The following is a 20,394-nucleotide window of genomic DNA, read 5'->3' on the forward strand; positions in this document are numbered from 1 at the left end:
CTTGTGCTCCTACCGTCGGATATATTTACCGCGTCAGTGAGAATTTCATACTGAAACCGAAGTCTGCACTGACAACGGGGTACGAACTGGAAGATATCAGTGGGGTATTTTGCTGACGATCGTAGTAGAGGCGCAAAGTTAGGAGGCGACTTAGGGTGTAGTCTGCAGAACAGGATATTTTAAGGGCTTTGTTTCCATTGGTAGCCTGGGCAAATCCTTGTTGGATATCACGGCAAAGGGCCGACTGGTTACGGAATGATATATCGGTGCGAAGAGCAAGATCATGGCTGACACGATTTTTACTGTCCTTTACATTGCGGCGGCTGAATAAGTTGAAGTTTACAATCTTGTATCCCAGACCGATTACAAAGTCACGTGAGGCTGTTTCTACCAGTTGGCAGGCACTCATACTAAGATTTAGAATACGGCTGGTTTTATATTCTACCTTGGCAGTAAGTCCATTTTTGAGAGTAGCATCCATACCAATGAGAGGAGAGAATTGCTCGTTGATGGATACCATGCTGATATCGAAACGGGATGAAGGAATGGGATTTCCTGTTTGTACATCTTCTACAAAGCCAAGATCGCCCATGTAGCTCATAAAACTTTGGAAAGTATTGTAGCTGCCGACACTATATGTACTCCGGTAGGCGTGATTCAGATTGACGCTGCGGAAATTCTTTTTGAACCAGGCTATCTTGGTGAGTCCGGTGTAGGTAATGCGCCAGTTCGGCATCATGGAGAACAGGCTGGGGAAGAAGTCGAGAGCCGAGTTACGGGCATTCCTTCCGGTATAAGCGGCAAGGAAAGCAGGTATCATTACGTCCGGTGAATGTTTGCTGATAGTGCCGTTGGTTGGATCGAATGTCTTACCGGCAAAGGTGCTGCTTTGTGGGTATTGTGCACCAATGAACTGAGTTTCCACACGGTCCCGGATAACATCGAGGTTACGACGGAAGCGTTCGAAAGTACCGGAACGGTAGCCATCTCCGGCACTGAGTCGTTCGAAAGAACTTCCGATAGAAATGATGCTCATAGAGAAATTGCCACTGCGGGTATCCGGCATGCCTGCGAACATATATTGCATTTCGCGACTACGGTTACGGGTACGATTGGCAGTGAGGTCTATTTTGAGGTCGCGTATTGGCTCCAGGGAAATACGTAGTTGCAAGTCTTCCAGTGCATTGCTACTGGCCGGACTTACAATGGAGTCGTTACAAACAAGCCAATCGTTTTGTAGGGCACGATCAATGTAGCCATCTCCGGTAAGACCAAAAGCAAAGTCTATTCCCGGAGCAAGGAAGCCACCATGTTTTTTTTGTCCGAACATGTCACCGACTTCAGGACGGAAGCCGGGAAGGGTCATGGCATATGTATTCTTGTACGTAAAGCTAAAATTGCGCACGCTCATAGCGAAGCGGGCGGTATGTTGCCCGAATTTATACCACCAGCCATCTTCCGGATTGGGCCCGGGAATGATCGTAAGTTTAATGCGTGCCGTATCTTTTGTATCGATACGGAGGGAATTGGCACTTAGGACCTTATAATTTACAGGATAACGACGCCCGTCGACTGTAAGTGCACTGACTTTGGGACGACGGGAGTTCATATTGTGCTGTATCGTGAGGGTGGTATCTGCACGTAGTTGTACTTCTTTATCGTAGCGGCGTGGCTTCTGTTCTTTGGGGGATGTCGGTTTGCGATACGAGGCAGAGAAACGACGGTTTACTTGCTTCAGATAGGGGATCTTGTTATATAACGCTTCAAGATTGAAACGGGAATTTACATCGATACTTCGTTGGTTGCTGACAGTATTTCCCATTTCTATGCCTTCGGATAAAGAGACGCCACGATCCCAATTATAGGAAGAAGCAAAGCGGAGATCTCCACTGATCCAGTCAGTGGCGGGGAATTTATCAAATGGGAGTTTATAGGTAGCATTGAATGTCTGCTGGAAGTCGATGGGACGACCGAGTGAGAGCAGGCTACGGCGGACAGTATCCTTCCAGGCTGTGTATTCGTCGGGATAAAGGTCTTTATTCACTACACCGTAGGGCTCTACTATTTCAGCGTGGGTAGCAGAGGTGAAATTGAAGCGAAGGCTTTTTGTCAGGTCCCAGCGCAGGGCAAAGTCACGGTTCCAGAGAAATTCTTTGGCTACAGAGATTGGAATACTTTCGATACTGATGTCTCCATTGCCCACAGATATTCCGGAGGTCAATGCTTCCAGGTCACGGAGTTGCAGTTCGTAGTAATGGCGCGTCATGTCGGTATTGAATGATATACTTTGAGGTAGCCAGTTCAGATTGAATTCCTTAATGAAGCGCATCCAGGGAGACTTGTTCTCCATGCTTTTGAAAGGTTCCCATGGACGGTATATGGGAGCGTAGTTATAAGTCATAGCAGCACGCCAGTCTGTTTCATTTTCATAGGCGGTAGTACTGCCTTGATTATGACGTAGGGAACGGGAGTAGCTGAAAGTAAAGTTTCCCGGATCGTATGGCATGGGATTCTTACTGGTGATACCCAGCCGTGCATTGCTGAGGCTGAAATTACGGTAGGTAGTAATTTCACGGGCTATATTCATCAGTGAGTCGCGTTCCCAATCGGTGGTGCAGGCGTCAAGTGCATCATCCAGTAACATATCTTTGTCCAGCGGATTATACTTGGGCGTAGTGGCTTCTTTGGAGTAGGAGAAATAAATGGGCGCAGTCAGTTTGGCTTTCTTGGGAAAGAAGCGTCCAAGGTCGAATGTAGTAGTGAAGCTGTATTGATAGTAGTCATCCAGACGGCGTTCACTGACACTTTGTTCCAATCCGCCGAAACCGGCTGTTTCCATGTGTCCGGCCAGATTGATACTACCTATATCAGAGAGTTGCACATTGAGATTGCCCTGTGCAGCCCAACCACCTTCTTCATTGAATTCGGTGAGACGCAGTTCGTTTACCCAGATTTCTGCAGACTTGACGGTACGAGAATTATTGCGAACTCCGATCATCAGGGTCTTTACTTCTGCCAACGACGGATTACCAATTACACTTATTTTGTTAGCAGGCTTATCCGGATCATATTCGGAATAGACTTTGGCATAGGTTACACCACTATTTGAGATATTCTTCAGGCGATTGCGTGCTTTTTTTGCATTGGTCAGCACACTGAGGTCGATATCCAGATTATTTGACTTAGGCCAGACGGCAAGGCAACCGGCGGCAGTGCTTCCATTATACTCTCCGTGGGGAGTGAGTGTGAGTGGAATTTCGTATTCATAATAATTGCTGCGATAGTCCGAACCGAGACGGATAAACACGGAGAGTTCACCATCTTGTGGATCAGTACTGAGGTCGGGCAGGGCTTCAGCATGAGCAAACATCTGCAGGCGTTTGTACTGTCTCATATCCATACCGGTGTTTTTGTAGACGGCACGGGCATCACCGGGAGCCAACTTTTCCAGTTTCAAGCTCATGGCTTGTTCATTCTGTTGACGGAGTTGCGGTTGTCCGGGATCGATGACACGGGAAATACCCGGAGGCATTACATAGTTTACCGGAGTGCGGTCACCATTTTCTTCGATGTTGACGGCAGATACATCTAATGTAGCGGAACTGGTGGTAGAAGCACCTTGCTGTGTGTTGTTCAAGGCATCGGTATAGGTACGCCATTCACCACGTACTAATTCGAGTGTGGCGAAGCGTAGTACAACGGGGTTCTCAAATCCGGTCAGGAACATACGCATGAAGCGGATGGATTTAAAATCCTTAATGCTTCCCACCGCTTCACCACTGCGTACAGGTACTTTGAACTGATACCAGGTCACTTCTTCTGTTTGCCCGTTGCGCAGGCGGACGCTGACTGTTCTTTTGTCGGTGATATAGTTTTGCCCTACTTTCAGATCGGTGGGAGCAAGGCGGACACGATATTGGAAATATTTTTCAGTTTCGTTCAGTGTATTGTCCTGATTGATATCTTCTACATCGGGTACGGTTTTTGAGGATATGTCATATCGCTCCGGAGAGTCTTCACTGGCTGTGGAGTTGCCTTCGGTATTGTTGTAGTATTTGTAACGATCCAGGATACTACGTTCCTCCCGGTCATAATCACTGCCCCGGAAATAATGATAAGTATCACCTGCCGGGTCATTGTATAACTTCTGGTAAGCTTCGGCATTAACGATGCCTTGTACTCGTTCCAGATATTTCTGATACGTGGAGAAAGTACGTTCGTCTTCTGTGGAGAGCCCGTTCAGACCGACATCCTGGCGGCGGCGTGCGCCGGAAGTATTATCGAAGGCATACACTACACTACGGTCTCTGGGGACACGTCCCCAGACGGTTTCTTCGGTTTTTGTCATATCTCCATCAATGGGCAGACCATTTTCAAAGAATTTCTTGCCGTCTTTCAATATATCTTCGGATACTTCTCCGAGATTGATATAAAGGTCACCTCCGCGGGCGGTAGAAGTCGTATTTTTAATAAGCGTACCATCTTCTGCATAGATGAAAGGATCGAGCAACCAGAATGAAACATACTCGATATTTGCAGCTTCAAAGTCACTTGTATCCAATTTGCGCATCATACCTCCCCAGCGTTTCTCCGGATTACGCAGAGTACCATCCGAATTCATATCCGTATCGAGATTATAGGGTCCCCGTTCCTGCGGGTAATATGCCAGGTTCAGTACATTCATAGAGGCTGACTCCTGATAAGGGGTTTCCTTATTAGGAAAAAGTTCTTGTTCATATACTTCGCGTACGTAGTGATTACTAAGTTGGTTAAGATCATTTTTGATGTGTGTCGGTGTCAGCGAAGAATTGCGTCGGGTAAAAAGTCCGTCAATATGATACCATGCCAGTAATGCCCGGTTTTTTCCGTAGTTTATATCATTACTGAGTGATGCTTCGGGAAAGAGGGCAGAGGCGGAAGGGCTGTAGGGAGTGCTCGCCAGCATCCAGTATGAGGGCTGGCGAAGGTCGATACCACTTTGCGTGCTTTCAAAGTCATCGATGTACGAAGCGTTTTGTTGTAGTCCTTTGGCATGTCCCGGAATGAGGTGGGCGAATTCCACACCCAGATTGATACTACTGGGGACGGTGGCATTGACAAAAGGTAACTTATCTATCATGTTTGTCAGCCATTGACTCTCTTTCTTCCATGAAGCATTTACCCCCCATAAAGTGTTGGAGAGGGGTTCGTCACCCATTGCCACTTTGCTCGTCAGCGGTTTTTCGCTGAGGTGCATGATGCTTCCTCCGAAAGAGAAGTTTTGCGAGAAATCATAAGTGAAGTTTAGTCCCATCATCGTTTTGCGCTGCATGCTGTAAAGTGTGTTGCTTTCCAGATTTACGCTGATGGCTGTGCCGGCATCTATGATGCTTTGGTTGAGGATGGTAACTATTCCCAATGTGTAATCTACTGTGTAGTCAGAATTCTCAACCAGCGTCATACCACCAGCTGTTACATGTACCGACCCTTGCGGAACATTCATGGCTCCCAATCGTATTTCATTTGCATTGGAGGCACGGTATTCTCCCGTCAATCGGTATTTATTCTTCTCTGCAGTTTGTCTGGCAACAGTACGGGTAGAATCATAAAGTTCCTGAAATACGTATTTATCTGCCAGTGCGTCATTACCGATTGCTTTTCGCAAATGACTGCCGAAAGGTTCTACAACCGGAAAATAAATACGTCCGTCTGCAGCAGTTACAGTATAGCCTTCTACAAAGTCGAAGAAACCGTCTGCACCTGTTTGGTTCTGGCTGTTGAGGCGGTCGAGATTCATGACGCGTAATAGAGGCATTTTGGCAATCTTGCCTTCGGGAATATAACGTAGATACACACCTTTCGTATCACTTTGGTAGGTGATATTCAACTGGAACTTCTCCTTTTGAACAGAGTAGGCATTGAGACTATAGACGTTTTTCATCATCAGATCCCAGCAGGCGGCATCGGGAGAGTTAGCCGTATTCTTCAATAGTTTCACAAATAAACTTTGTCCTGTCTCTTTGATGTCAGAAGAAAATTCACCTACCTGATAACTCCGTCCCCCCAGTGTGTATTCAAAAGCGACTGCCAACACTTCATCCGGTTGCAGGGTTTGTTTTAGTGAAATATAGCCTAGCTTACTGTTCAAAGTATATTCCGAAGAAGTGAGAAGTCGGGCACTTTCAATCTTCTCATAATCCATACCACCCTCTACACCGGGAATATTGTTCATGGTGTTGCTTACCTGGCTGATGTCGCGGGCAGCAGCATAGGTACTGGTCATCTGCGCATAAAGGGTATTGGCATTGTTGGTGGGTGCATTGACATTGGAAGTCGGGCTGGATGGGTTTCCTATTCCCTGCCAAGCTGTGTTGTTACCAATATGAAAGGCCTCCCCGAGGTCAGTTAATGCTACAATATTGCGGGGATTATCATAGTTATTTCGTTTATTGGTTACCCATACTTCAATTCGGTTAATTGTGATTCCCGAAAGGATGTTTGGAAGTTGAGCCAGGTTTTTGTCATAAGTATCCCGGAAATAATGGGCTAGAAAAAAGTGACGATTTTCTTCGTAATTATCTGCGGAGAAGTCGAAAGTAGTGGTTTGTGCACCACCGCGGCTTGTCACTGTTTTGGCCTCACTCTCTTGCTGGCTGATGACAGCTTGTAGCTTTAGCTTGCCGAATTGCAGGTCCGTGCGAATACCGAACAGTGCGGATGCTCCGCGTATTAGTGAGTTATTGGTGGACATGCTCACATTACCGGCTTCAATCAGTTTGATGATCTCATCTTCTTTTCCTTCATATTTCAGTTTCAGCCGTTTGGTGTCAAAATCAAAGGTTGCATCGGTGTTGTAGTTCATGTTCATATTCACCTTGTCACCTACTTTTCCATTGACGTTGATATTAATTTTCTCGTCAAAGTCAAAACCGAGTGTTTTGCGTTGGCTTTCCGGAAGTGAGGGGTTCTTTACGTTTTTGTATGTCATGCCGAAGCTGAGTTCCGCATTACCTTGTGTACGTATCTGTACCCCACCGGGGCCGAACAATTTCTCTGCCGGACCAAGGTTGAACTTCATATCCATAAAGTCGAAAGCCTCTTTTCCTTTGCCGATTTGTTCTCCGTTCTTTTGGCGGTAATAAGATTGCATGGATTGTTTCAATGTCCAATCCAGATATTCTTCGGGGGTTAATATCATCGGCACACCGATTTCGGTATTCCCTAATTTTGTACGTATGTAGTACCTGTCTGTTTTTGCATCATATTCTGCCTCGGTTCGCAGGTTCATAGGGGATTGCAGGTCGGCAGGGTGGGGAGAAAGGTCTTTTAGTGTACCCGGCACGGTCTTGCGAACGGAATATCGCGGAGCTATTGTATCTTGTACATTTTCCGCTTCTTGTGCACTTTCCCCATTTACATTCTGTCCCATAACGACAAAGCTGCCAGGCATGAGCCACAGCAGCGATAACCAGATGATATGTCGTATACGAGGAGACTTCATGTTATTATCTTTCGGTAGAATAATTCTTTTATTCTCACCGTAGGGAGAATGTTTTCTCACATTTGTGAGACTTTATTCTCAAGCCTGTGAGAAAACATTCTCATAGGCTTGAGAATAACTCAGTCAAGGTGAAACTAAACGGAGAACATTAACAGGCAGGTAACCTTTGCTTGTGCCACTTATCATTTACTAAAGTCTTTTCAGCGCCAACTTAATAACCTGCTCCACCGGTGCATCCGGCTCTTCTTTCAATATTGCCAAAACTACCTTTTGTGATGGTGCCTGTGCAAATCCCAACATTGTCAGTGCTGCAATAGCTTCTTCCTGCACCTGTGCATTAGCAGCAGATAGCATTCCGCCGAGACTTCCTATCGAACTTCCTGCGCTTGCAGCACCTGTCTTGATTTTATCTTTCAAATCCACAATCACCCGTTGGGCTGTTTTTAATCCGATACCTTTCACTGTCTTCAGTAAATTGGCATTTTCAGTACTGATGACATTCACCAGTTCTGCCGGTGAGAGTGCTGAAAGTATCATTCGTGCAGTATTACCGCCAATGCCCGAAACGGAAATCAGCAACAGGAATAATTCACGCTCTTGTTTATCTGCAAAGCCGTAGAGTACATATGCATCCTCACGTATAGCCTCGTAGATATACAGTTTACACTCTTTTTTGCCTTGGATGGCAGCATACGTATTTAATGAAATATTAACGGCATATCCCAATCCGTTACAGTCGATAACTGCGGTTGCCGGGCTGAGCTCGGCAAGTCCGCCTCTGATGTATTCTATCATAATACTTACTATAACGCGCGCGAGCGAGGAATATTGTGTTTCTTCATTACAGACTCAGAAGAGTTTCGGGGAACTTTTTCCTTTGGAAATTGTTTTAGAGTGACAAGTCTTTGAAGGTACATAAGTTTGAAAGAAGTCTTAATAAAGAAAAAACTCTGTGGAACACTGAATCGTTTTGTGGTTAAATTGAATGAAAATGATTACTTTTGTGCCGATAAAATAGAAAACTGATAAATAAATTCAATAAAAGAATGAAAAAAGTAAGAGCAGCCATTGTTGGCTATGGCAATATCGGGCAATACGTGCTCGAAGCGTTGCAAGCGGCTCCCGACTTTGAAATTGCCGGCGTAGTACGCCGAGCCGGAGCTGAAAACCGTCCCGCAGAACTGAGTGAATACCCTGTTGTAAAGAATATCAAGGAATTGGAAGACGTTGATGTCGCAATTCTTTGCACACCAACCCGCAGTGTAGAGACTTATGCCAAAGAAATTCTTGCACTTGGTATCAATACGGTTGACAGCTTCGATATCCATACCGGTATTGTAGATTTGCGTCGCACACTGTCTGCTTCTGCAAAAGAGCATAATGCGGTTTCTATTATTTCTGCAGGCTGGGACCCGGGAAGCGATTCTATTGTACGTACCTTGTTGGAAGCAATTGCTCCGAAAGGAATTACTTATACAAACTTTGGTCCGGGAATGAGTATGGGACATACCGTAGCTGTAAAAGCTATTGACGGTGTAAAGGCTGCCCTTTCCATGACTATTCCTACTGGAACAGGTATTCATCGCCGCATGGTTTACATCGAATTAAAAGACGGTTATGAGTTTGATAAAGTGGCTGCTGCCATCAAAGCAGACCCATACTTCGTGAATGATGAGACTCATGTGAAATTAGTTCCCAGCGTAGATGCTTTGCTTGACATGGGACATGGCGTAAACCTCACTCGTAAAGGCGTTTCCGGTAAAACTCAGAATCAATTGTTTGAGTTCAATATGCGCATTAATAATCCTGCACTTACTGCTCAGGTATTGGTTTGTGTAGCTCGCGCTTCCATGCGTCAACAACCTGGTTGTTACACCATGGTGGAGGTTCCGGTTATTGATCTTTTGCCGGGAGATCGTGAAGAGTGGATCGGACATTTAGTGTAAGAAAATACGATAGATATTTCATATAATAAAATAGACCATCTATTCACTCCGAATAGATGGTCTATTTGTTTTAAACAGATAATCCGTTTTGCATAAACAGACCATCTGTTTTTATAAAGTAGATCCTGTGTTAGAACAGGAACCGCAGAATATCATTAAAGTTTGCCCAAAGCAGCAATCCGAATAGTAGAAACATACCCACCATTTGCGCACGCTCCATAAACTTATCACTTGGTTTGCGACGAGCCACAATCTCATAAATAAGGAATAGCACATGTCCGCCATCCAGTGCCGGAATAGGCAGGATATTCATGAAGGCGAGGATAATAGAAAGGAATGCCGTCATATACCAAAACTGGTGCCAATCCCATGTAGCAGGGAAGATGCTTCCGATAGTTCCAAAGCCACCCAATTGTTTGGCACCCTCTTTAGAAAAGAGATATTTCATCTGTCCTACATAGCCTTTCAGAGTTTGTACTCCCAATGCTGCACCAGCGGGGAAAGAGGCCAGAAAACTATATTCTTTCTTTACAACCGGCAGTAACTGGTTGGTTGCCGTACGTGCCACTACACCTATCTCATAGATTGAATCTGTAGCAAAGGTTATAGTATCTATCACTCCGGCACGTGCATAAGTCAATGTGATATCATGAGAAGCTGAATCCGCTTTCTGACGGCGTAACATCTCTTCTTTAAAATCGAAATAAGCAATGTTCTTTCCGTCCAATTGCATAATGCTGTCACCTGCTTGCAAGCCGGCAAGGGCGGCAGGGCGGTTGGCACAAATACTATCAATAACATACGGATAGCGGAATGAGGCAAAACGTACACTGTCAGCCAGCAAACGTTCCATAAAATTCTCAGGAATATAAACAGATACCTCTTGTCCATCACGGCGTACTGTTACCTGACGGGCATCGACAACGCTTGTCAGCATGTCACCGCCATAACGTTCAAAGGGTACACCATCGGCAGATATCAATATGTCACCGTCACGGAAACCGATAGCTTTTGCCGTTTCATTGAATTCCATACCCAATGGGGCTTTTTGTACCGGTACGTATTCATCTCCCCAGGTATAAAGTATCATAGAATAGATGAATAATGCCAATATGAAATTGAACAATACACCACCTGTCATGATTAGCAACCGTTGCCATGCCGGTTTGGCTCGGAACTCCCACGGTTGCATTGGCTGTTGCATCTGTTCGGTATCCATAGACTCATCTATCATACCTGATATCTTTACATAACCACCTAACGGCAACCAGCCAATACCATATTCCGTATCACTATTTTTCGGCTTGAACTTGAACAGGGTAAACCAAGGGTCGAAGAACAAACAGAACTTTTCTACCCGTGTCTTGAAAAGACGGGCGAAGAGGAAGTGCCCTCCCTCGTGAACGATAACGAGCAATGAAAGGCTCATAATGAGTTGCAGGGCACGAATCAAAAATGTTTCCATCTAATAATTTTTCTATTTTACTATTAACTACTATTTACTATTCTTATTCTCCTCCGAGGAAGAAGGGAGTTGAGATACTCTAATACCTGTACTATTTTTATTTTATCAACTCTTGTGCAATACGGCGTGTCATCGCATCCGTAGCTACATAGTCCTCATATTCCGGTTTTGCCACAAACGATACAATAGACATTGCTTTCTCTATCACATCACTCATGCCGAGGAATGAAATCTCATCCCGCAGGAAAGCGGCAACTACCACTTCATTGGCTGCATTCACGATACAGGGCATATTTCCACCTTTGTGCAAAGCTTCGTAAGCCAAAGCCAGATTGCGGAAACGGGTAGTGTCCGGTTGTTCGAATGTCAGGTTTGTGCACATCTTGAAATCTAACCGGGGAAATGAAGCCTTCAGGCGTTGCGGATAAGAGAATGCATACTGAATAGGCAGACGCATGTCCGGCATACCCAATTGTGCCTTTACTGCACCGTCTTCAAACTGCACCATCGAATGTATAATTGATTGCGGATGTACCACCACTTCAATCTGATCCGGACGTACACCGAATAACCATTTTGCTTCTATCACCTCGAATCCTTTGTTCATCATTGATGCGGAATCAATCGTGATCTTCGCTCCCATATCCCAATTAGGATGTTTCAAGGCTTGGGCTTTGGTTACCATAGCCAGTTGCTCCATCGTGCAATTGCGGAACGGACCACCGGATGCCGTAAGGATCACCTTCTCTATCGGATTGCCGAGTTCTCCCGCTAAACATTGGAAAACGGCTGAATGTTCGGAATCTACCGGTAATATAAGTGTGCCGGATAGGCGTGCCATATCGTTAATCAGCTCCCCTGCCACAACAAGCGTCTCCTTGTTGGCAAGAGCGATAGGTTTACGGGCACGAATAGCATTCATGGTTGGTTTCAGTCCGGCATAACCTACCATCGCAGTCAGTACGATGTCAATTTCCGAGTCTTCCACAATCTGGCAGATAGCATCCGTTCCTGCATATACTTTGATAGGCAGGTCGGCGAGGGCTTCTTTCAGTTGGGCATATTTCGTTTCGTTGGCTATAACCACCGCTTCAGGTTTGAATTTCCGAGCCTGGGCAATGAGTTCTTCTACACGGTTGTTGGCGGTCAGCACATACGCTTCGTACTGGTCGCATTGTTCTTCAATCACCTGTAATGCCTGCGTACCTATGGAGCCGGTGGAACCGAGTATAGCAATTTGTTTTTTCATTTATCTATCACTTAAAATACAATATATTGTTCCGGATTCACCGCCCGTCCTTTGTGCCATAACTCAAAGTGCAGGTGAGGACCGGTTGTCAGTTGTCCACTGTTTCCTACCAAAGCAATAGCCTCTCCGGCCTGTACAGTGTCCCCTTCACGTTTCAATAAGGAACTGCAATGCTTATATACGGATATAAAGTCTTGATTATGTTGTACTTCTATCACATATCCTGTTTCGGCCGTATAAGTACTCAAGATAACTGTACCATCCAGCGTAGCAAGTACGCTCTCTCCGGGATTGGCGGCGATATCCGTACCGTAATGTTTTCTGTCAGCATCAAATTTTTCTGTAATCATCCCCCGCGTGGGACGATAAAATATCAATCCTTCTATGTCCGGGCGGGCTGTAATGCTTGTCAGATTATACTTTTCTGTTTCTTCATATTGTTTCCGGAACTCCGCTTCCCGCTGTGTGCGTTCCATCAACGAATCTTCGCGTACAGTAGTCAGTGAGTCCATATTGTGCACAGTATCTACCCGTATGGTTCCACTGAAAATATCCTGTATATTCATGATATACAAATTCTGGCGATCTACCAACTGTTGAAGTGAATCTACTCGTAAAGCATTCTCTACCACTTGGGCACGGATTTCACTGTTCATGTATCCCGGCAAGTAGTTGCGCAACGGAGTGAAAGCAATGATAACTGAGGCAACCAGAAACAAAACAGTCAGCACAGAAAGTAATACCGAGATGCCGTTTAACTTGGATACACGGAGACCGACTACTTCTTCGAGTGTATTCTCGTTGATGATAGTCAGCTTATATTTGAATTTGATATTACTCCAGAATGCTTTATGTCGTTTCTTTTTCACCATACGCGCTAATCACTTTTCACTCTATCACTAATCACTTATTTACACTTCCTCTGTTTCATCCAAAGCCAGCAATCCTTCGGGTAAATCCATTGTGATTACTTTGTGCTTTTGGTCAATGTTCAGGATGAATTCTTCTTGCGCAGGAATCAGTAACTCTTCTCCCTGATGATCAACTACAAACAAGGTGTTGATGGTTGTGGTATCTACCTCTGTCACTTCTCCCAAGTCTCCGTGGTTAACTTCTTCTACACGGAAACCTACAAAGAAATCCCAGGTCAGTTCTCCCGGTCCGGCATCTTCAGCATGTTTGGAAGGAAAATAAACTTCCACGTTGGTGAACATCCGTGCACGTTCTGCTGTGTCTACCCCTTCCAGCTTTACCAATGCAGTGGAGTCGGAGCGGAAACGGTATTCTTCCAGGAAGAAAGGTACGAAAATACCATCCAACAGGCAGATTAAGTATTCAGCTTCCACCCGGTCGAAAATGTCATCGGTGAATGTGAATGACAACTCACCGTGAATGCCGTGCGGCTTGTTGAATACTCCTATTTTATATACATCTTCTCTTTTTATCATCTTATCATCCTACCATTCTTAATCATCTTCCACCATCCCATATCATATTCTCGTAATTCTTGCTCCGATAGCGTTCAGGCGTCTTTCGATGTCCTGATACCCCCGGTCTATTTGCTCAATATTGTGGATACGGCTGCTTCCTTCCGCGCTCATGGCGGCAATCAGCAATGCAATACCGGCACGAATATCAGGTGAGGTCATATTCCCGCCTCGCAGACGCATGGCATGGTTATGGCCAATGACGACGGCACGGTGAGGATCGCAAAGAATAATCTGTGCTCCCATATCTATCAGTTTGTCCACGAAGAACAGGCGGCTCTCAAACATCTTCTGATGGATTAGCACGCTGCCTTTTGCCTGAGTGGCAACTACGAGCATTACACTCAGCAAGTCCGGTGTCAGTCCCGGCCAGGGAGCATCGGCAATAGTCATGATGGAACCGTCTATGAACGACTCTATCTGATACGTTTCCTGTGCAGGAACATAGATATCATCTCCCTGTTGTTCCAGTTTGATACCCAGACGGCGGAAACTTTCAGGGATGATGCCCAGGTTTTCATAAGAAACATTCTTGATGGTGAGCTCACTTTGCGTCATGGCTGCCATACCGATAAAACTGCCGACTTCGATCATATCGGGAAGTATCGTATGTTCGGTACCGTGCAGTTCGTCCACTCCTTCAATGGTCAACAGATTGGAGGCAATGCCTTGTATCTTGGCGCCCATGCGGTTCAGCATCTTGCAAAGTTGTTGCAGATACGGTTCGCAGGCAGCATTATAAATAGTGGTTGTTCCTTTGGCCAGTACCGCTGCCATCACGATGTTGGCAGTTCCGGTTACCGAAGCTTCGTCCAGCAACATGTAGGTGCCTTTCAGTTCGCAAGCTGAAATCTCATACGCTTCGCGCTCTGCGTTGTATGAAAAATCTGCACCCAGATTCTGTATACCGATAAAATGAGTATCCAGACGTCTGCGTCCTATCTTGTCTCCACCCGGTTTTGAAATCATCGCTTTATGAAAGCGTGCCACCATCGGGCCGATTAACATAACCGAACCTCGCAGACTGGAACATTTCTTCAGGAATTCATCGCTTTCCAGATAGCTCAAATCCAGCTTTTCAGCTTTGAAACAATACGTATCAAGCCCTTTTCTGGATACCGTAACGCCCATGTCACGCATCAATTGAATGAGATTGTTGACGTCCAGTATATCCGGAATGTTATGTACGGTCACCTCTTCGGCTGTCAGCAGCGTGGCGCAGATAATCTGCAATACCTCGTTTTTTGCGCCTTGCGGATGAATCTCGCCGGATAGTCTGTGTCCTCCTTCAATTACGAATGATGCCATAAATAGGGATTTATGATTTATGATTTATGATTTATGACTTATTGAACGGACTTTCCGCTTATAAATCATAAATCTGAAATCATAAACCTGTTAGTACTTTCTCTTATTATTCCGGTTATCTCTCCGGTTATTCTGATTGTTTATTTTCGGACGGTAGTTCTGATTGATACGTTCAGCCATCAGTTTGATGATGTCATCCGTCATCTGTAATTTGCCACCTGAATATTCGTTAAGATCTTCTGCAATTTTGCGGTCGTCTACCGTGTCCTTGTTCCAGGTCATGTAGTCTTTCTTCATGTGGTTGCAGATCAAGGCAATCAGATTTTGTTTTTCATCTCCTTCGGGGAAGTCAATCGCTTTCTTTATCAACACTTCCAGTGTACGGCCGTAGTGGCGGTAACGGATTTTGGTACTGGGGTAGGGAATCATTTCCGGACGGGTATTCAAATTATCTTTGCGGATAATTTCATAAGGATAATCAATGTCCAGTCTGAAGTCGGACATGATAGCCAGATGATCCCATAGTTTATGTTTAAAATCGGGCACATCACGCAGATGCGGGAACATATTACCCATAATGTTGATAATGGTGTTTGCGCAACGTTGGCGTTCAGCGCGATCTTCGATTGTCAACGCATGGTCAACCATGTTTTGGATGCTGCGTCCGTATTCCGGCAAAGGCATCCGTTTTTGTTGAGTGTTATATTGCATATATTATAAAAGTTTTTTCGGTTTGGAGGCTACAAACTCTTTCAGGTAGAATGGTTCAAAATAAGCTACATCCTTAAAGTCGTTTTCGGCTATTGCTTTTTCAGCAAGTGGGAACATCATCTTTGCCAGCGGACGAATGTCGTCAATGAAGTGAGCATTGGGATGAGTTATTTTATCTTTGCACTTGGCTGCCCCGTCTCCAAAGAAATAAACGGGATGCTGATCCAGAAATTCCGTATAAGAGTTTTCGTCTACTATGTCAGCGGCTATGTCGCGTACAGGTTTCAGGGCACGGTCGTAAATGGCAGCATATACCTCCATACGGCGTGCATCGATCATCGGGCATAGCAATGCATCTTCGGGCAATTCATCATGATAAAGCAGTACCGGCACGCATTGCACCTTCAATGTCGGAAGACCGATCAGTGGAATATTGCGTCCGTAACAAACTCCTTTCGCCATAGATACGCCGATACGTAATCCGGTGTAAGAACCCGGTCCGCAACTCACCGCTACTGCGTCAATCGGCATAGCATGACTGTCGGCAAACGACAGAGCTTCGTCTATAAATACCCCCAGCAGAGCGGCATGAGACGGACCGTTCAGGTCTTCTTTGTTAAATACATTTTGTCCATCTTCACTCACTGCAACGGAGCATGCCGAGGTGGACGTTTCAATATGCAAGATACACGACATAGTCTTTTGTTAGTTTAATTGTGGCAAATTTACAGGTTTATTTTCAGATACACAAGCGAATCCAAAAAGGGTTCAGAATCTTTCTTACGGCATTATTGGGAGGTATTTTATATTATTTCTATCTTTGCTGTCTGATTTTAGGAATAAATACTGAATTCGTTAACATAAAATAACCGGCACAAGGAGGTCGTTGTATCTGTAATTATGATCGTAGCTATTATTATTGTACTTTTTATTTTGGTGGTGATTTCGATGTACAACTCACTGGTGAGAAAGAGAAATCAGATAGAAAATGCTTTTTCTGCTATTGATGTCATGTTGAAACGTCGTTTCGATTTGATACCCAATTTGGTTGCAACCGTCCAGCAATATGCCAAGCACGAAGCTGATACATTTGCTGCAATAACGGAAATGCGCAACAAGACTTATACTTCTCTTAATGACAGCGAAAAGGCGGACTTTGACAAAATGTTTTCCAAAGTGCGTACTCAATTCTTTGCAGTGGCGGAGAACTATCCCGAACTAAAAGCTTCTGAAAACTTCCTGCAATTGCAGCGTTCGCTCAATGAAACGGAAGAACAGTTGGCTGCTGCCCGCCGCACTTACAATGCTTCTGTAACCGACTATAATAATGCCGTCCAGACTTTTCCTACGAATCTGTTGGCAGGTATGTTTGGCTTTACAAACAAAGCGGTGCTGACAATTCCGGAAGCAGAACGTGCGACTCCGGATGTAAAGAACTTGTTCAATTCATAAAATAGCCGGCAATGGATTATGTAGATTTTGACTCTCTGGCGCAGAAGCTGGCCCCCACATTGCAAGTTCTGGAAAATAAACGTAAGGAACTCCTGAGGAAAGGGCGTTCAGAGGGTTTGATTTATGCTGCTGTTTTTCTGGTAGTAGGAGTGATCGCTTTGCTAATACTTAAATTGGAAGGAATCTTTGGTCCGATAGTTATTGTTGTTATTTCTGTAATCATTTTTATTACTTGCATCAATAATAAGTCGAAAATATTCTCCTCCTTTTATAAAGAAGAAGTGGTAGATGAAATAATCCATGCCTTTTGTCCGAATGCGACCTATTCTCCGAATAACGGAGTGGGTGAGGATCTTTTTAGAAATAGTGGGCTGTTTACTTCTCCCGACCGTTATCATGCCGAAGACTTGATAGAAGGATGTCTGGATAAAACCAGCTTTATCTGTTCCGAAGTACATGCTGAAGAGCGTAGGGCTCGTTCTACCAAGAATGGAGTACAGTATTATTGGGAAGATATTTTCAAAGGATTTCTTTTCATTGCTGACTTTCATAAAGAATTTCAGGGGGAAACGACCATTCTGCGGAATAGCTTTTTCAAGGTTAAAATGGGAACTTCAAGAGTGAAAATGGAAAATCCCGATTTTGAAAAAGTCTTTGATGTCTTTTCCACTAACCAGATTGAGGCCCGCTATCTGATTACCCCTTCCATGATGGAAAGAATGTTGAAGCTGGACAGCAATTTCAAGAAAGGAGTTACCATTAGTTTCCGGAACTCCACGATCTTGGTTGCCATTCCGGATTCAAAGAATCGGTTTGAAGCAGATGTGTGGAGTTCTTTGAATGATATGAGCATCCTTAAGTCGGACTTTTCAGTGCTTCAATCCTTGCTGGATATTGTAGAGGAACTGAACCTGAATACACGCATTTGGAGTAAAGAGTAAGCGATAAACACATCACTTATTTCTTGAATAATTTTCACTAATGAAAATATTCATGTAATTTTGCGGAAAACTAAAGAATCTTATGATACAATCCATGACCGGATACGGTAAAGCGACCGCTGAACTGTCCGATAAGAAAATCAATGTAGAAATCAAATCGCTCAATAGTAAAGCGATGGATCTGTCAACCCGCATCGCCCCCCTCTACCGGGAAAAAGAAATAGAAATCCGTAACGAAATAGCTAAGGCACTGGAACGTGGTAAAGTGGATTTCAGTCTGTGGATTGATAAAAAAGATGCCTGTGAACTTGTTACTCCCATTAATCAGGATGTGGTAGTGGCGTATTACGAACGGATTCGCACTATCTCCGAAACGACAGGCATCCCTGCACCCGAAGACTGGTTCTCTACTTTGCTCCGCATGCCGGACGTGATGACAAAGAACGATATTCAGGAACTGAGCGAGGAAGAATGGAAAGCTGTTCATACCACTGTGCTTCAGGCTATCCAAAATCTGGTTGATTTCCGTATACAGGAAGGCGCGGCTTTAGAGAAGAAGTTCCGCGAAAAGATTTCCAATATTGCCAAATTGCTGACTTCTGTTGCTCCATACGAAAAAGAGCGCGTAGAGAAAATCAAAGAACGCATCACAGATGCTTTGGAAAAGACCATCAGTGTGGACTATGACAAGAACCGTCTGGAGCAGGAACTCATCTACTACATTGAGAAACTGGATATCAACGAAGAAAAACAACGTCTGAGCAACCACTTGAAATACTTCATCAATACTATGGAGGATGGAAGCGGACAAGGTAAGAAGTTGGGTTTCATTGCCCAGGAAATGGGACGTGAAATCAATACGTTGGGAAGCAAATCCAATCATGCTGAGATGCAGAAGATTGTAGTGCAGATGAAGGATGAGCTGGAACAAATCAAAGAACAGGTATTGAACGTGATGTAATTACTATTTCAATATGGCTAAACTTATTATATTCTCAGCCCCTTCAGGGTCAGGGAAATCAACCATTATCAACTATTTGTTGCAGCAGAACCTGAATCTCGCTTTTTCTTGTTCTGCTACCAGTCGTCCGCCACGCGGAACAGAACAGCATGGAGTGGAGTACTTCTTTCTTTCTCCCGAAGAATTCCGTACCCGCATTGCCAATGACGAGTTTCTGGAATATGAAGAAGTGTATAAAGACCGTTACTACGGTACATTGAAGTCTCAGGTAGAAGCTCAGTTGGCTGCCGGACAAAATGTGGTTTTTGATGTGGACGTTGTAGGTGGCTGCAATATAAAGAAGTTTTATGGCGACCGTGCTCTGTCAGTATTCATTCAGCCTCCTTCGGTAGAGGAACTTCGTAAACGTCTGATAGGACGTGGAACGGATGCTCCTGAAGTGATAGAAGCCCGCGTAGCCAAGGCGGAATATGAACTGACGTTTGCTCCTAAATTCGATAAAGTCATTGTAAATGATGACTTGGAGAAGGCAAAGGCGGAAGCTTTGCAGGTAATTACAGAGTTTTTATCTGAATAATAAGGTCTGTCATGTATCAGCCGAAACCTGTTTCTCCTAAACAGAACAAGTCATTGTTGATTCTCAACGCACTCCTGGCACTTATATCTTTGGTGTCAGGTCTGATGGCGTTGTATTATAGTCAATGGACAATAGTTCTTGGTATGACATTGGTACTGCTTTCAAGTTGCATCAATGTTTATACTTGCTGGAAACGTATGAAAACAAAAGAATGAAAACGGGTATCTTCAGCGGCTCCTTCAATCCGGTACACATCGGACATCTTGCTCTTGCCAATTATCTTTGCGAATATGAAGGGCTGGATGAAGTGTGGTTTCTCGTGACCCCTCATAATCCGTTGAAGGAAGAAGATGAATTGATGGATGATACTTTCCGTTTGAAGTTGGTTCAACTTGCCATTGAGGGTTATCCCAAGTTTAAGGCTTCTGATATTGAGTTTAACCTGTCCCGTCCGTCCTACACCATCCATACGCTGGATAAACTAAAAGAAACCTATCCCGACCGGGAGTTTCATTTGATTATCGGTTCGGACAACTGGGCGCTTTTCTCCCGCTGGTATCAGTCGGAGCGTATTCTTGCCGAAAACCATATTCTTGTATATCCCCGTCCCGGTTATCCGGTTTCTTCCGATTCCCTTTCGGAGAATGTAAAAGTGGCTTCTACGCCTACTTTTGAAATCAGTTCTACCTTTATTCGCCAGGCAATGGAGGAAGGGAAAGATGTTCGTTACTTCCTCCATCCGGCGGTCTACGAGGCACTTTTATCCGGGTTTCCTCGTTAAAGTTCGAAAGGTATGGTACCTGTCCGATACAGAGCA

The 20,394-nt window shown here is 44.6% G+C and carries 16 protein-coding genes; 7 read left to right on the plus strand and 9 right to left on the minus strand.

Going from position 1 to position 20,394, the window contains the following annotated elements; translation table 11 throughout:
- Positions 1-25: 25 nt before the first annotated feature.
- The gene (sprA, locus tag DW036_RS10885) at positions 26-7,480 is read right to left on the minus strand and encodes a cell surface protein SprA (RefSeq protein WP_118464182.1); all 7,455 of its coding nucleotides are present in this window, start codon (positions 7,478-7,480) and stop codon (positions 26-28) included.
- A gap of 189 nt (positions 7,481-7,669) precedes the next feature.
- Positions 7,670-8,275: a Holliday junction branch migration protein RuvA gene (gene ruvA / locus DW036_RS10890; RefSeq protein ID WP_118464184.1), complete on the minus strand. Its 606-nt coding sequence runs from the start codon at positions 8,273-8,275 to the stop codon at positions 7,670-7,672.
- A 251-nt stretch (positions 8,276-8,526) separates the two neighbouring features.
- On the opposite strand from ruvA, the gene DW036_RS10895 reads away from it, so the two are divergent.
- Positions 8,527-9,426: a diaminopimelate dehydrogenase gene (locus tag DW036_RS10895; RefSeq protein WP_118464186.1), complete on the plus strand. Its 900-nt coding sequence runs from the start codon at positions 8,527-8,529 to the stop codon at positions 9,424-9,426.
- Between the two features lie 130 nt (positions 9,427-9,556).
- Here DW036_RS10895 and rseP read toward each other — a convergent pair whose 3' ends face one another.
- The 7 genes from rseP to tsaB form a co-directional block, all read right to left on the minus strand.
- Positions 9,557-10,891, minus strand: a complete 1,335-nt coding sequence (gene rseP, locus DW036_RS10900) for an RIP metalloprotease RseP (protein WP_118464188.1) — start codon at positions 10,889-10,891, stop codon at positions 9,557-9,559.
- A gap of 97 nt (positions 10,892-10,988) precedes the next feature.
- A complete protein-coding gene (locus DW036_RS10905) occupies positions 10,989-12,140 on the minus strand; it encodes a 1-deoxy-D-xylulose-5-phosphate reductoisomerase (protein WP_118464190.1) in 1,152 nt (383 codons plus the stop codon).
- A gap of 11 nt (positions 12,141-12,151) precedes the next feature.
- The gene (locus DW036_RS10910) at positions 12,152-13,012 is read right to left on the minus strand and encodes a M23 family metallopeptidase (RefSeq protein WP_007667822.1); all 861 of its coding nucleotides are present in this window, start codon (positions 13,010-13,012) and stop codon (positions 12,152-12,154) included.
- 39 nt (positions 13,013-13,051) lie between these two features.
- Positions 13,052-13,588 (minus strand): ribosome maturation factor RimM, encoded by a 537-nt coding sequence (gene rimM / locus DW036_RS10915; protein WP_118464192.1) that lies wholly within the window; start codon positions 13,586-13,588, stop codon positions 13,052-13,054.
- A 42-nt stretch (positions 13,589-13,630) separates the two neighbouring features.
- Complete coding sequence (gene murA, locus DW036_RS10920) at positions 13,631-14,935, minus strand: UDP-N-acetylglucosamine 1-carboxyvinyltransferase (protein WP_118464194.1); 1,305 nt, start codon at positions 14,933-14,935, stop codon at positions 13,631-13,633.
- A 90-nt stretch (positions 14,936-15,025) separates the two neighbouring features.
- Complete coding sequence (locus DW036_RS10925; RefSeq protein ID WP_118464196.1) at positions 15,026-15,646, minus strand: DUF4290 domain-containing protein; 621 nt, start codon at positions 15,644-15,646, stop codon at positions 15,026-15,028.
- A gap of 3 nt (positions 15,647-15,649) precedes the next feature.
- Positions 15,650-16,342: a tRNA (adenosine(37)-N6)-threonylcarbamoyltransferase complex dimerization subunit type 1 TsaB gene (gene tsaB, locus DW036_RS10930; RefSeq protein ID WP_118464198.1), complete on the minus strand. Its 693-nt coding sequence runs from the start codon at positions 16,340-16,342 to the stop codon at positions 15,650-15,652.
- Between the two features lie 204 nt (positions 16,343-16,546).
- Between tsaB and DW036_RS10935 the strand changes: the two genes are divergently transcribed.
- The 6 genes from DW036_RS10935 to nadD all read left to right on the plus strand — a co-directional run bounded on the left by DW036_RS10935 (position 16,547) and on the right by nadD (position 20,358).
- Positions 16,547-17,098, plus strand: coding sequence for a LemA family protein (locus tag DW036_RS10935; protein WP_118464200.1), 552 nt, complete (start codon positions 16,547-16,549; stop codon positions 17,096-17,098).
- Positions 17,099-17,109: 11 nt separating this feature from the next.
- Positions 17,110-18,039 (plus strand): DUF3137 domain-containing protein, encoded by a 930-nt coding sequence (locus DW036_RS10940; RefSeq protein WP_118464202.1) that lies wholly within the window; start codon positions 17,110-17,112, stop codon positions 18,037-18,039.
- A gap of 82 nt (positions 18,040-18,121) precedes the next feature.
- Positions 18,122-19,000 carry a YicC/YloC family endoribonuclease gene (locus DW036_RS10945; protein ID WP_118464204.1) on the plus strand — a complete coding sequence of 293 codons (879 nt, stop codon included), beginning with the start codon at positions 18,122-18,124 and terminating at the stop codon, positions 18,998-19,000.
- Positions 19,001-19,013: 13 nt separating this feature from the next.
- Complete coding sequence (gene gmk, locus DW036_RS10950; RefSeq protein WP_118464206.1) at positions 19,014-19,577, plus strand: guanylate kinase; 564 nt, start codon at positions 19,014-19,016, stop codon at positions 19,575-19,577.
- Between the two features lie 11 nt (positions 19,578-19,588).
- Positions 19,589-19,792, plus strand: a complete 204-nt coding sequence (locus DW036_RS10955; protein WP_118464208.1) for a hypothetical protein — start codon at positions 19,589-19,591, stop codon at positions 19,790-19,792.
- Positions 19,789-20,358: a nicotinate (nicotinamide) nucleotide adenylyltransferase gene (gene nadD / locus DW036_RS10960; protein ID WP_118464209.1), complete on the plus strand. Its 570-nt coding sequence runs from the start codon at positions 19,789-19,791 to the stop codon at positions 20,356-20,358. Before DW036_RS10955 ends, nadD begins: the two co-directional genes overlap by 4 nt.
- Positions 20,359-20,394 lie beyond the last annotated feature (36 nt).

This window comes from Bacteroides sp. AF39-11AC, from assembly GCF_003474285.1.
Classification (GTDB): Bacteria; Bacteroidota; Bacteroidia; order Bacteroidales; family Bacteroidaceae; genus Bacteroides.